Consider the following 12511-nt stretch of genomic DNA (forward strand, 5'->3'; position numbering starts at 1 on the left):
CCGAACCCGGAGAGACCGCATGGCAGAGATCCGCCACCTGAACCCGCACGACCCAACCCCCGAGGGCGGCCACAGCGTGATCGTATTGCGCCGCTTCGACGAGGACGATCCCCACAAGGTGGTGGTGGAACTGACGCTGACCCATCCCCACGGCCTGCCCGAGCGCACGCATCTGCGCCACACCAACGGCACCCCGATGACGCTGGAGGAAGCCGCCACCGCCGCCAGCGCCGTGGCGGACGAGGCCGGCATCACCACCGTGCAGGTCATCGACCGCACCGCCGGCCCCCGCGAACGCGATATCCAGCAGCATGGCGGCGATCACACCGTGCACATGGAACGCCTGGACGATGACGATCTGGAGGAAGGCGAGCCCGGCCCGGACATGCGCCGGAGCTGACCTCGCAAAACCGGCTGCTCGGCCGCGTGGCGCAGGTCGCTGCGGCCGGGCTGTGCCTGGCATCGGCCATCCTATGGTCGCTGCCTGTGATGGCGTCGGGCCTGCTGGCCCTGCTGCGCTACGGCTTCGGCAGTATCTTCGTGGTCGGCGAGAGCGTGGCCGCCGCCCTGCTGCGCTCCGCCGGGGCTGATGTCGCCGACACCGTGCAGCGCCTGCACGCCAACCCGACCGGCGGTGCGACGGAGGCCGCGGCCGGTCTGCTGCTATCGACCGCCGCCGCCGCGATGACGACGCGCCAACCCAGCATGGCTGCCCTGCTCGCCGCCGCCTCGGCGCTAGAGGCGTGGTGGTATGGCCTGCCAGTGATTTCCATCATGTTGGTCGCGCCGGTTTGTGTAGGGATTATTGGTGGTTTCGTCGCCCGGCGGGGTTGACGTAGACCCCCCGACGGCTCATTTCCCGCATACCGGACCAGAGTGGTCCAATTTGATTTGAAAACGCCGGGTGCCATGTTCAGGCTATCCAAACTCACCGATTACGCGGTCGTCGTGCTGATCCGCCTCTCTGCGGTGGATGGCGTGCAAACGTCGCCCGGCGTCGCCCAGGCGACCGGCGTGCCGGAGCCGACGGTCGGCAAGGTGCTGAAGGCCCTCTCCGCCGCCGGGTTGGTCGCGTCCCAGCGCGGCGCCCGCGGCGGCTACCGGCTGATGCGCCCGCTATCGGCTATTCCCGTGTCGGACGTGATCATCGCCATCGATGGCCCGATCGCCATGACCGCCTGTGTCGAGGGTTCGGGCTCGGCGTGCGAGGCATCCTGCACCTGCCCGGTGCGTGGACGCTGGGATGCGGTGAACGATGCCGTGCGCGAGGCGCTGGCGGCGATTACCTTGGCCGATATGGCCCCACCGGCGCGGTCCTTCTTGGCCGCACCGGGCTTTTCCATTCCTGCCGAATAGGACGCTCGCTCATGGCAGCCGTCGCAGAAACCCTCGATACCGTTCAATCCCTCACGGGCTCCGGCTACAAATGGGGCTTCGAAACCGACATCGAGATGGATGTCGCGCCAAAGGGTCTGAACGAAGACACCATCCGCATGATCTCCGCCCGCAAGGCGGAGCCGGAGTGGCTGCTCGCCTGGCGCCTGAAGGCCTATGCCGCCTGGTTGAACATGGTGGAGCCGGACTGGGCGAAGGTCGGCTACCCGAAGATCGACTACCAGGACATCCACTACTACGCCGCCCCGAAGAAGAAGCCTGGCCCGAAGTCTTTGGACGAGGTCGATCCCGAGCTGCTGAAGACCTACGCCAAGCTCGGCATCCCCCTGAAGGAGCAAGCGCTCCTCGCCGGCGTCGAGCCCGCCGAGGGTGATGAGCCTGCGCGCAACATCGCCGTGGACGCGGTGTTCGACAGCGTCTCCGTCGCCACCACCTTCCGCAAGAGCCTGTATGAAGCTGGCGTGATCTTCTGCCCGATCTCCGAGGCAGTACACGACCATCCGGACCTGGTGCGCCAATATCTCGGCAGCGTCGTCCCGGCCGGCGACAACTACTTCGCCGCGCTGAACAGCGCCGTATTCACCGACGGCTCGTTCGTGTTCATCCCCAAGGGCGTGCGCTGCCCGATGGAGCTGTCCACCTATTTCCGCATCAATGCCAAGAACACTGGACAGTTTGAACGGACGCTGATCATCGCCGAGGAAGGCGCCAGCGTCTCCTACCTCGAGGGCTGCACCGCCCCGCAGCGCGACGAAAACCAGCTCCACGCCGCTGTGGTCGAGTTGGTGGCGCTGGACGATGCGACGATCAAGTACAGCACCGTCCAGAACTGGTATCCCGGCGACGCCAACGGCAAGGGCGGCATCTACAACTTCGTCACCAAGCGCGCCGCCTGCCGCGGTGCCCGCAGCAAGGTCAGTTGGACCCAGGTCGAAACCGGCTCCGCTATCACCTGGAAATACCCATCCTGCATCCTGCAGGGCGAGGACAGCGTCGGTGAATTCTATTCCGTGGCACTCACCAACAACCGCCAGCAGGCCGATACCGGCACCAAGATGATCCACATCGGCAAGGGCACCCGCTCGACCATCGTCAGCAAGGGCATCAGCGCCGGCCGGTCCGACAACACCTATCGCGGCCTGGTCCGCATCCTGCCGAAGGCGCACGGCGCGCGGAACTTCACCCAGTGCGACAGCCTGCTGATCGGTGACCAGTGCGGCGCCCACACCGTGCCCTATATCGAAAGCCGCAACGCGACCGCGCAGGTGGAGCACGAGGCCACCACCAGCAAGATCAACGACGACCAGCTCTTCTACTGCCGCCAGCGCGGCCTCAGCCAGGAGGACGCGGTCGGCCTCATCGTCAACGGTTTCTGCAAGGACGTCTTGAAGGAACTACCAATGGAATTTGCCGTGGAAGCACAGAAGCTGCTTGCCATCAGCCTAGAGGGATCGGTCGGCTAATGTTGGAGATCAAGCAGCTCTCAGCCTCGCTCGAGGACGGGAAAGTCATCCTGAACGGCGTCGACCTGACGGTGCCGTCGGGCGAGATCCACGCCATCATGGGACCGAACGGCTCCGGCAAATCCACGCTGTCCTACGTCCTTTCCGGCCGCGACGGCTACGAGGTCACCGGCGGCTCTGCCACCTTTGAAGGCAAGGACCTGCTGGACATGGAGCCGGAGGAGCGCGCCGCTGCCGGCCTGTTCCTCGCCTTCCAATACCCGGTCGAGCTACCCGGCGTTGGCAACGCCAACTTCCTGCGCACCGCCTTCAACGCCCAGGCCCGCGCCCGCGGCGAGCCCGAACTCGACGCGGTGAAATTCCTGCGCGCCGCCCGCGAAGCTATGAAGCGCCTGGCCATGCCGGACGACATGCTGAAGCGCAACGTCAACGTCGGCTTCAGCGGCGGCGAGAAGAAGCGCAACGAGGTGCTTCAGATGGCCATGCTGAAGCCCAAGCTGGCGATCCTGGACGAAACCGATAGCGGCCTGGATATCGACGCGCTGAAGATCGTGGCCGACGGCGTCAACGCCCTGCGCGGCCCCGGCTTCTCCGCCCTGGTCATCACCCACTACCAGCGCCTGCTCGACTACATCGTCCCCGACCGCGTGCACGTCCTGTCCGCCGGCCGCATCATCCGCTCCGGCGGCCCGGAACTGGCGAAAGAGCTGGAGGCCACCGGCTACGCCCCGATGGTCGCCGACGCAGCATGAGCGCCGCGCTGCGCACGGGCACGGAAAGCTTCCTGGCCCGGTTCGAGGGTCTGCGCGCCCGCCTGCCCGGTGATCTGGTCGCCCGGCAAGCCGCCGCCGAGGCGTTCCGCAGCGCCGGCCTGCCGACCGTACGCGACGAGGCGTGGAAATACACCAGCCTGCGCCCGCTCGCCGACAACGACTTCCGCGAGGCGCTGACCTCGGTCGAGGGCGGTTCGCTGCCGAAGATCCCGGCGATCGAGGGGCCGCGCGCCGTCTTCGTCGACGGCCGCCTGCGGGAAGACCTGTCCAGCCTGCCCGACACGCTGCACTTCACCCGCTTCGCCAACGACCCCAGCTTCGGCACCCTGTCCCGCCCCGATCAGCAGCCCGTCGTGGCGCTGAACACGATGCTGGCCGAGGACGGCGCCGTGATCTCGGTCGCCGAGGGCGTCGATGCCGGCACGCTCGTCCTGGTGAGCCTGGCCGCAGAGACGGAGGGCCGCTCGGTGACCTTCCATCCGCGCCACACGATCCGTCTGGCCGAAGGCGCCAAGCTGACGGTGGTCGAACTGTCCGTCGGCCGCGGCCGCTATCTGCACAACCCGGTCTTCTCCATCGAGGTCGCGTCCGACGCGACGCTGACCCATATCCGCCTGCAGAACGAGGCGATGGAGGCGTTCCACCTGGCCACCATCTACGCCACGGTCCAATCCCGCGGCTTCTACGACGCCTTCACGCTCACGCTGGGCGGCCAGGTCTCCCGCGCCGAATTCCACGCCCGCCTGGTCGGCCCGAACGCCACCGTGCACCTGAACGCTGCCCAGCTGCTCGGCGGCAAGCAGGTCGGCGACGTCACCACGGTCGTGGTCCACGACGCCCCCAACTGCGCCAGCCGCCAGACGGTGAAGAACGTCCTCACCGACAAGGCCCGCGGCGTCTTCCAGGGCCGCATCGAAGTCGAGCGCATCGCCCAGAAGACCGACGGCTACCAAATGAGCCAGGCCCTGCTGCTGTCCCCGGATGCCGAGATCGACTGCAAGCCGGAACTCCAAATCTACGCCGACGACGTGAAATGCAGCCACGGCGCCACGATCGGCGAGTTGGACGACGACCAGCTTTTCTACCTCCGCGCCCGCGGCATCCCCGAGCAGGAAGCCCGCTCGATCCTGATCCGCGCCTTCCTCGACGACGCCCTGCAATCCGTCAGCCACGAAGGCGCCCACGCCCTGCTGGAACAGGCCATCGACGGCTGGTGGCAGCGCCAATCGGCCTCGGCGGCATGACCATGATCCGTCCCGCCCCGCTGGATGTGGAGCGCATCCGCGCCGAATTCCCGATCCTGTCGGAAACCGTGCACGGCAAACCCCTGGTGTTCCTGGACAGCGCCGCATCATCGATGAAGCCGACCGCCGTCATCGATGCGATGGCCGACACGATGCGCAAGCAATACGCCAACGTGCATCGCGGCCTGCACTGGATGAGCGAGCGGACCACCGACGCCTACGAGAGCACCCGCGACGCCGTCGCCCGCCTGATGAACGCGCCCTCCCGCGACGAGATCGTGTTCGCCAAGAACAGCACCGAGGCGATCAACCTGCTCGCCCACAGCTACGGCAGCCTGATGCAGCCCGGCCAGGCGGTGCTCATCACCGAGATGGAGCACCACGCCAACATCGTCCCGTGGCAGATGCTCCGCGACCGCGCCGGGATCGAACTCCGCATCGCCAGGATCACCGATGCCGGCGAACTCGACTGGGCCGACTACGAGTCCAAGCTGGCCGACGGCCGGGTCGCCCTGGTCGCCATGACCCACATGTCCAACGTGCTGGGCACCTACACCCCAGCCGCCCGCATCGCCGCCGCAGCGCATGCGGCCGGCGCCAAGGTGATGTTCGACGGCAGCCAGGCTATCGTCCACCGCCGGGTCGACGTGCAGGCGCTGGACGCCGATTTCTACGTCTTCACCGGCCACAAGCTCTACGGCCCCACCGGAATCGGCGTGCTCTGGGGCCGCATGGCCCTGCTGGACGCGATGCCCCCCTTCATGGGCGGCGGCGACATGATCGGCAGCGTCAGTTTCGAAAAGACTACTTGGGCCCGCGTTCCGCATAAATTCGAGGCCGGCACCCCGCCCATCGTCGAAGCCATCGGCCTCAAGCGCGCCATCGAGTGGGTGGAGGCGGTCGGCTACGACGCCATCGCCGCGCACGAGGCGGCGTTGACCGAGCACGCGCTCGCCCGCCTGGCCGACGTAAAAGGCCTTCGCGTCATCGGCCAGGCGCAGGATCGTGGCGGCGTCGTCTCCTTCACCCTGGACGGCGCCCACGCCCACGACGTCGCCACCCTGCTGGACCGCAACGGTGTCGCCGTCCGCGCCGGCAACCACTGCGCCGAGCCGCTCATGCGCCGCCTGGGCGTCGACAGCACCGCCCGCGCCAGCTTCGGCGTCTACACCACGCTGGGCGAGATCGACGTCCTAGCCGACACGCTGGAGCGTGTGCGGGAGTTCTTTGCGTGAGCCAGGCTGCGTCCTTCGACGACATGCGGGATCTGTATCAGGAGGTGATCATGGCCCGCGGCCGTCACCCCCAGCATCAGCTCCGGCTCGACCCGTATGACGGCGCGGCCAAGGGCGACAACCCGATGTGCGGCGACCGGGTCGAGGTTCGCATCCGGATGGCCGGCGACACGATTGCCGAAGCCGGGTTCGAGGCACGGGGTTGCGCCATCAGCGTCGCTTCCGCCGATCTGATGGCCGACGCCATCACCGGCCGCACCCCCACCGAGGTCCGCACCCTCGCGGAGCGTTTTCGTGTTATGGTCCACACTGGCGCCTGCCCGGACTGCGGTCCGGAAATGGATCCGCTACGCCCGTTGGTGGGCGTGCACGAGTTCAAGTCGCGGCTGAAATGCGCGACATTGCCGTGGGACGCCATGCTCGGCGCCCTGAAGGAGAGCGGACATGGCTGACACCCACGCGAGTTGGTCGCCTGACGGCACCGCCGAGCCGATCCCCAGCGAGGACGCGATCATCAACGCCATCGGGACGGTCTACGACCCCGAAATCCCCGTGAACATCTACGAACTGGGCCTGATCTACGTCATCGACATCGCCGACGATGGCAAGGTGAAGGTCGAGATGACGTTGACCGCCCCCGGCTGCCCCTCCGCCCAGGAATTGCCGGTGCAGGCGCGCGAGGCCATTATGGCCGTGCCCGGCGTTACCGAGTGCGAGGTCGAGACGGTTTGGGACCCACCATGGGACCCGAGCCGGATGAGCGAGGAAGCCCGCCTCGCATTGAACATGTTCTGACGCGTCACGATCTAGGATTAATCATGAGCGCTACCCAGACCACCGCCAAACCCCGCCGCGCCCTGCCGCCATTGATGACGATGTCGGATGTGGCTGCCGCCCGCCTCGGCCAGCTATACAGCGGTGCCCAGAAGGGCATGCTGCTCCGCATCGACGTCAGCACGAAGGGCTGCTCCGGCATGTCCTACCGCATGGACTGGGTGTCCGAGCCCGGCCCGGGCGACGAGGTCGTCACCGATCACGGCCTGACAGTCCTCGTCGACCGCAAGGCCAGCCTATTCCTCATCGGCACGATGATGGATTACCAGGTCAAAGACCTGTCTGCCGGATTCACCTTCGTCAATCCGAACGAAAAGGGCCGCTGCGGCTGCGGCGAGAGCTTCCACGTCTAACCAAATCGCGGCGCGGGGCAGCGTGCCCCGCGCCGCCTCGTGCCACGATGTATTCAGCTACGCATACGAGTGAGGTCCAGCAGCACGCTGGCTTCCAGTTCCTTTTCCTCGAACCGGTGTTTCACCAGGTCGCCGAGGCTGACGATGCCAACCAACTCCTCGCTCTCGATGATTGGCAGGTGTCGGATGCGACGCCGGGTCATCAACTGCAGCATGTCGTCGATGGTGTCGTCGGGATGCCCGCTGATGACCGGCGTGGTCATCAGATCCCCGACCTTGTAGTCGTAGACGCCAGCACCGCTATGGGCGAGGCGGTTCACCAGATCGCGCTCGGAGAAGATGCCGACCGGCTTGAGCCTGTTTTCCACCACCAATGCGCCGATGCGATGCTCGGCCAACCGCTCCACCGCATCCTTGACCGTCTGGTCCGGTCGGATGGTGAAGACCTTACGGCCCTTGGTGTGTAAAACGTCGGAAATAAGCATGGTGTCGATCCTCAAAGTGCGGTGTCATCCGCAAGATCGATGTTGGTCCTGACCGGGACGGCTTAAAGTTAAGTTCGCGTCATGATTGGCAAAGTGACGCAGCACTTCAAGGCAAGACTAGACACTCAAAGCAAGGCTGGCCACCCAAGCAAGACTGGCCACCCAAGCGAGATTGGCACTGCAACTATCGCCGCTTGACGCGCTCCCGCTCGAAGACACAAACGCTCTCCACCGCCGCAGACCACAGGAATTGGTCGACTGGCGTGGCCGTGGCCAGCGTATACCCAGCGTCTCGCAATACCCGCGCATCCCGCGCCAGCGCCGCCGGGTTGCAGCTGACGTAGATGACCCGCATCACGCCCGACCCGGCAATCGCCTGCATCTGCGCCGCCGCTCCGACGAACGGCGGGTCCAGCACGATCGCGGCAGCCCCGGCCAATTCCTTTACCATCAGCGGCTGCCGGGCCAGGTCGCGATGCACGGCCTCGATCCGCCGTCCGGTGATGGCGCTGCGCAGCGCCGCATAGGCGGCAGCGTTGCCCTCGTAGGCCACCACCCGCGCCCGTTCCGCCAGGGCGAAGGTCAGCGTCCCGCACCCGGCAAATAGCTCGATCACGGTGCCACGCGACGCAATGGTCGCGGGCAACCCCGCCAGCACCGCCGCCGTAATCGCGGCTGCCCCGGCGCGAGAGGCTTGCAGGAACGTGCCGGTCGGCGGCGACACGGCCGCTCCGGCCAGATTCGTCACGATGGGCGCCAGTTGGGATGCCGTTTCCGGCGGGCCATCGCCCAGCGCCCAGGAGATTCGCGCCGCCCCCGCCTGCTTGGCCAGATCGGCCAGCGCCAGGCGGTCATCCGCGCTCAACAGCGCATCCGTGCGCAGCAGCAGGTCGATCCCACTATCCAGCATGTTCGCCAACGCCGACCCGGTGCGGCGCAGGCCGGAGATACCCGGCATCGCTTGCCGCAGCGCGCCGATCAGCGCCACCAGCTTGGGCTCGATCACCAGACAGGTGTGCAGGTCGATCACGTCGGCGCCGCGATGCCGGTGCAGCCCGACCGCCACCGTCTTGCCATCGCGAAACAGCGCCAGATCCACCCGGCGCCGGTCATGCGGCGGCGTCCGTGCCAGCGGCGCCATCGCCACGTCCGCGAATCCGGCCCGCACCAGCGCCGCCAGCACCTGGGCAGATTTCCACTCGGCGTAGGGCGCGTCCTGCCAATGCTGCAACGTGCAGCCGCCGCATGCGCCGAAATGCGGGCACGGGGCCGTCTGGCGGAAAGGGGAGGGCGCCAGGATCTCGGCGCTGGACGTCCAGCCCTGCCCACGCTTGGTCAGCCCGCCTGTGCGGACCTCCTCGCCGGGTAAGGTGTAGGGAAGGTAGGCGAGGCTATCGTCGTCCAGGCCGGCGATGCCATCCCCATCCGCGCCGATCCGGTCGATCGTCACGGTCTGCGGCTCGCCCAACCCAAGCCCTCTCCCAGCGGGAGAAGGCTTTTTCGGGTAGGGCGACCGGGTTAGGCCCCGAACGCCGACAATCCCGTCTGCGCCCGGCCGAGGATCAGGGCGTGCACGTCATGCGTGCCCTCGTAGGTATTCACCGCCTCGAGGTTCATCACGTGGCGGATCACGTGATACTCGTCGGAAATGCCGTTGCCGCCGTGCATGTCCCGCGCCTCGCGGGCAATGGCGATCGCCTTGCCGCAGGAATTGCGCTTGCACAGGCTGATCATTTCCGGTGCGGCCCGGTGCTCGTCCATCAGCCGCCCCAGGCGCAGCACGCTCTGCAAACCGATCGTGATCTCGGTCTGCATGTCGGCCAGTTTCTTCTGGATCAACTGCGTCGCCGCCAGCGGCCGCCCGAAGATCATCCGGTTCAGCGCATAATCACGCGCCGCGTGCCAGCAGAACTCCGCCGCCCCTAGCGCGCCCCAGGAAATGCCATAGCGCGCGTTGTTCAGGCACGAGAACGGCCCGCGCAGGCCCTTCACGCCCGGCAGCATGTTCTCGGCAGGGACGAACACGTCGTCCATCATGATCATGCCGGTCTTGGACGCACGCAGGCTGAACTTACCTTCGATCACCGGGGCGGTAAGCCCCTTCATGCCCTTTTCCAGGATGAAGCCGCGGATCGTACCGCTATCGTCCTTCGCCCACACCACGAACACGTCGGCCAGCGGCGAGTTGGTGATCCAGGTCTTCGACCCGTGCAGCAAATAGCCGCCATCCACGCTCTTGGCCCGCGTCCGCATCGAACCCGGGTCCGACCCCGCATCCGGCTCGGTCAGACCAAAGCAGCCGATGAACTCGCCCGCCTGCAATTTCGGCAAATACTTCTGCCGTTGCTCCTCCGACCCGAAGGCCCAGATCGGATACATCACCAGCGAGGATTGCACCGAAAAGGCGGAGCGGTAGCCGCTATCCACCCGCTCCACTTCCCGCGCGATCAGCCCATAGGCAACGTAGCTGACGCCCGCGCAGCCATACCCTTCTAGCGTCGCGCCCAGGAAGCCCATCTCGCCCATCTCGTTCATGATCTCGCGATCGAACGTCTCGTGGCGGTTGGCCATCAGCACGCGGGGGAACAGCTTGTCCTGGCAGTAGGCGCGGGCGGCGTCGCGGATGGCGCGCTCGTCTTCGGTCAGCTGGTCTTCCAGCAGCAATGCATCGTCCCACGAGAACGGCCCCATCGGACGGTTCTGCGGCGCCGGGCCGGGCGGTGCGTCGCGCATCGGCTGCCCCTCGGCGGCCTCGGGCACGGCAACGGGACTGATCACGTTCATGCGGGATTCTCCTCCGTTTGGCGCGGCTGGGCCGCGCGGATGGGCGAGCGTATCAGCATGAAGGCCGGCACGTCATCGCCAAAGCCCTGCACTGCCGGGCCCAGATCGTCATCGCGGCCACGGCCTTCGCGGCGGGGCGGACGCTCACGGCTGCGGTCGGGCTCGCGGGCCACTTCCCGCGGACGCTCAGCCTCACGCGGCGCACGAACCGGGCGCTCGCGCCGGGCACGCGCGACCGGGGCCGGCCCCTCGACAGCAGCCCCAACTGCCACGATTGCGGCAATCGGTTCCTCGGCGCGCGGCGGCCGCGGCTTGGCCGGCGCCTTCTCCCGGCGCGGCTTGGCGTCCGGCTTGGCGGCGCTCTTGCCACCACGGCCACGGCGCTTGCGGCCATCACCCTCGGCCCATTCCACCGGGTCAAGACCATCGACTTGCAGGCGAGGGATCGGCGCGCCAACCAGCGCCTCGATCGCCTCGACCGCCAGGCGATCATCCGGCGTCGCCAGCGTGAAGGCATGCCCGGTCATCCCGGCGCGGCCCGTCCGGCCGATGCGGTGAACGTAATCCTCCGCATGATGCGGGACATCGAAGTTGAACACATGCGACAGGCCGCTAATGTCCACGCCGCGCGCCGCCACGTCGCTGCATACCAGCAGCCGCAACTCGCCAGCCTTGAACCGTGCCATGGTGGCCGTCCGTTCGGACTGCGACATGTCACCATGCAGCGCGCCCACGTCGAATTCATGCCGCTTCAGCGATTTATAAAGGACGTCGACCTCGATCTTCCGGTTGCAGAAGATCATTGCGTTCTGCACCTGCTCCGACCGGATCAGCCGGCGCAGCGCCTCGCGCTTATCCAACTCCTGCACCAATGCCAGCCCGGCGATGATGGTGGTCGCGACCGAGGCCGGGCGCGATACGGTGATAACCTTCGGGTTCTGCAGGAATGCGTCGGACAGCCGCTTGATCTCCGGCGCCATCGTGGCGGAGAAGAACAGCGTCTGCCGGGTGCGCGGCAACATGGCCACGATCCGCTCGACATCGGGGATGAACCCCATGTCCAGCATCCGGTCGGCTTCGTCGATCACCAGGATGCGCGTGTCGGTCATCAGCAGACCGCCGCGCTCGAACAGGTCAATCAGGCGACCCGGCGTCGCGATCAGCACGTCGACACCCTTCATCAGGGCGTCCTTCTGCTCGGACATGCTTTCGCCGCCGATCAGCAGGGCGTGGTTCAGTTTCAGATGCTTGCCGTACTGAATGAAATTCTCGGCGACCTGCAACGCAAGTTCGCGGGTCGGCTCCAGAATCAACGAGCGCGGCATGCGGGCCCGGGCTCGGCTACCGGCCAGTATGTCCATCATCGGCAAGGTGAATCCGGCGGTCTTGCCGGTGCCGGTCTGCGCCACGCCCAACACGTCGCGGCCCTGCAGCACGATCGGGATCGCCTGCTCCTGGATCGGGGTCGGATGCAGATATCCCATCTCCGCGATCGCCTTCAGGATCGGCTCGGACAGGCCCAAATCGGCGAACACCGCGCGCTCCGGCTCCCGCTCTGCGGGCCACTCATCCACCATGCCGGCCATGCCGCCGCCGACATGCATGCTGTCGGATCGATCGGACTCACCGTCATCATCGGCGGGCGCGAACACCACATGCGGTTCGTGCACGGGCGCAATCGTTTCCGGCTCCGCCACCGCGCGATCAGCGACGGGCTCTGGCACCGGTTCGGGCGCCGTCTCCGGCGCGACTTCAACTGGGTCAGGCTCAATGCGCGGGGCGACGTCAATCATCGCGACACCCCCCTCTACGGTCGAGTCGGTGTCGGATTGTGCAGGCTGGTCCGCCGGGGCGGGTATCGTTTCGGTCAACAAGTGGTTCCGGTCGCTTGACATGACGCCGGCGGGTCAACGCGTGCCGGCAGTATGCGCCGTTATGGCGCGGG

Annotated in this window: 14 protein-coding genes; 10 read left to right on the forward strand and 4 right to left on the reverse strand. The window is 66.8% G+C overall.

Features of this window, described 5'->3' with window-relative positions; translation table 11 throughout:
* Positions 1-19: 19 nt before the first annotated feature.
* The 10 genes from GSQ76_RS27645 (at position 20) to GSQ76_RS27690 (ending at position 7297) form a co-directional block, all read left to right on the forward strand.
* Positions 20-400 (forward strand): hypothetical protein, encoded by a 381-nt coding sequence (locus tag GSQ76_RS27645; protein WP_158747276.1) that lies wholly within the window; start codon positions 20-22, stop codon positions 398-400.
* Between the two features lie 26 nt (positions 401-426).
* Complete coding sequence (locus GSQ76_RS27650; RefSeq protein ID WP_158747277.1) at positions 427-834, forward strand: hypothetical protein; 408 nt, start codon at positions 427-429, stop codon at positions 832-834.
* A 75-nt stretch (positions 835-909) separates the two neighbouring features.
* Positions 910-1356: an SUF system Fe-S cluster assembly regulator gene (locus GSQ76_RS27655; protein WP_158747278.1), complete on the forward strand. Its 447-nt coding sequence runs from the start codon at positions 910-912 to the stop codon at positions 1354-1356.
* A gap of 11 nt (positions 1357-1367) precedes the next feature.
* The gene (gene sufB, locus GSQ76_RS27660; RefSeq protein WP_158747279.1) at positions 1368-2858 is read left to right on the forward strand and encodes a Fe-S cluster assembly protein SufB; all 1491 of its coding nucleotides are present in this window, start codon (positions 1368-1370) and stop codon (positions 2856-2858) included.
* Positions 2858-3610, forward strand: coding sequence for a Fe-S cluster assembly ATPase SufC (gene sufC, locus GSQ76_RS27665; RefSeq protein ID WP_158747280.1), 753 nt, complete (start codon positions 2858-2860; stop codon positions 3608-3610). The genes sufB and sufC overlap by 1 nt, the downstream gene beginning before the upstream one ends.
* Positions 3607-4875, forward strand: coding sequence for a Fe-S cluster assembly protein SufD (gene sufD / locus GSQ76_RS27670; RefSeq protein ID WP_158747281.1), 1269 nt, complete (start codon positions 3607-3609; stop codon positions 4873-4875). Before sufC ends, sufD begins: the two co-directional genes overlap by 4 nt.
* Before the next feature lie 2 nt (positions 4876-4877).
* The gene (locus GSQ76_RS27675) at positions 4878-6110 is read left to right on the forward strand and encodes an aminotransferase class V-fold PLP-dependent enzyme (RefSeq protein WP_254070671.1); all 1233 of its coding nucleotides are present in this window, start codon (positions 4878-4880) and stop codon (positions 6108-6110) included.
* Positions 6107-6562, forward strand: coding sequence for a Fe-S cluster assembly sulfur transfer protein SufU (gene sufU / locus GSQ76_RS27680; protein WP_158747283.1), 456 nt, complete (start codon positions 6107-6109; stop codon positions 6560-6562). The genes GSQ76_RS27675 and sufU overlap by 4 nt, the downstream gene beginning before the upstream one ends.
* Positions 6555-6905 carry an SUF system Fe-S cluster assembly protein gene (locus GSQ76_RS27685; RefSeq protein ID WP_158747284.1) on the forward strand — a complete coding sequence of 117 codons (351 nt, stop codon included), beginning with the start codon at positions 6555-6557 and terminating at the stop codon, positions 6903-6905. Before sufU ends, GSQ76_RS27685 begins: the two co-directional genes overlap by 8 nt.
* 23 nt (positions 6906-6928) lie before the next feature.
* Positions 6929-7297: an iron-sulfur cluster assembly accessory protein gene (locus tag GSQ76_RS27690; RefSeq protein WP_158747285.1), complete on the forward strand. Its 369-nt coding sequence runs from the start codon at positions 6929-6931 to the stop codon at positions 7295-7297.
* Between the two features lie 53 nt (positions 7298-7350).
* Here the strand turns inward: GSQ76_RS27690 and GSQ76_RS27695 are convergent, their stop codons facing one another.
* The 4 genes from GSQ76_RS27695 to GSQ76_RS27710 form a co-directional block, all read right to left on the reverse strand.
* Positions 7351-7782: a CBS domain-containing protein gene (locus GSQ76_RS27695; RefSeq protein WP_158747286.1), complete on the reverse strand. Its 432-nt coding sequence runs from the start codon at positions 7780-7782 to the stop codon at positions 7351-7353.
* A gap of 184 nt (positions 7783-7966) precedes the next feature.
* Positions 7967-9250, reverse strand: a complete 1284-nt coding sequence (locus GSQ76_RS27700; protein ID WP_158747287.1) for a class I SAM-dependent RNA methyltransferase — start codon at positions 9248-9250, stop codon at positions 7967-7969.
* Positions 9251-9300: 50 nt separating this feature from the next.
* A complete protein-coding gene (locus tag GSQ76_RS27705; RefSeq protein WP_158747422.1) occupies positions 9301-10515 on the reverse strand; it encodes an acyl-CoA dehydrogenase in 1215 nt (404 codons plus the stop codon).
* Positions 10516-10562: 47 nt separating this feature from the next.
* Positions 10563-12152, reverse strand: coding sequence for a DEAD/DEAH box helicase (locus tag GSQ76_RS27710; RefSeq protein ID WP_254070686.1), 1590 nt, complete (start codon positions 12150-12152; stop codon positions 10563-10565).
* Positions 12153-12511 lie beyond the last annotated feature (359 nt).

The organism is Acidisphaera sp. L21 (assembly GCF_009765685.1).
Taxonomy (GTDB): Bacteria; Pseudomonadota; Alphaproteobacteria; order Acetobacterales; family Acetobacteraceae; genus LMUY01.

Coding starts and splice junctions, on each gene's coding strand:
- GSQ76_RS27675 (WP_254070671.1), top strand. CDS start 4,878: ATGATCCGTCCCGCCCCGCTGGATGTGGAGCGCATCCGCGCCGAATTC.
- GSQ76_RS27690 (WP_158747285.1), top strand. CDS start 6,929: ATGAGCGCTACCCAGACCACCGCCAAACCCCGCCGCGCCCTGCCGCCA.
- GSQ76_RS27645 (WP_158747276.1), top strand. CDS start 20: ATGGCAGAGATCCGCCACCTGAACCCGCACGACCCAACCCCCGAGGGC.
- sufD (WP_158747281.1), top strand. CDS start 3,607: ATGAGCGCCGCGCTGCGCACGGGCACGGAAAGCTTCCTGGCCCGGTTC.
- GSQ76_RS27710 (WP_254070686.1), bottom strand. CDS start 12,152: ATGGCCGGCATGGTGGATGAGTGGCCCGCAGAGCGGGAGCCGGAGCGC.
- sufB (WP_158747279.1), top strand. CDS start 1,368: ATGGCAGCCGTCGCAGAAACCCTCGATACCGTTCAATCCCTCACGGGC.
- GSQ76_RS27655 (WP_158747278.1), top strand. CDS start 910: ATGTTCAGGCTATCCAAACTCACCGATTACGCGGTCGTCGTGCTGATC.
- GSQ76_RS27685 (WP_158747284.1), top strand. CDS start 6,555: ATGGCTGACACCCACGCGAGTTGGTCGCCTGACGGCACCGCCGAGCCG.
- sufC (WP_158747280.1), top strand. CDS start 2,858: ATGTTGGAGATCAAGCAGCTCTCAGCCTCGCTCGAGGACGGGAAAGTC.
- GSQ76_RS27705 (WP_158747422.1), bottom strand. CDS start 10,515: ATGCGCGACGCACCGCCCGGCCCGGCGCCGCAGAACCGTCCGATGGGG.
- GSQ76_RS27695 (WP_158747286.1), bottom strand. CDS start 7,782: ATGCTTATTTCCGACGTTTTACACACCAAGGGCCGTAAGGTCTTCACC.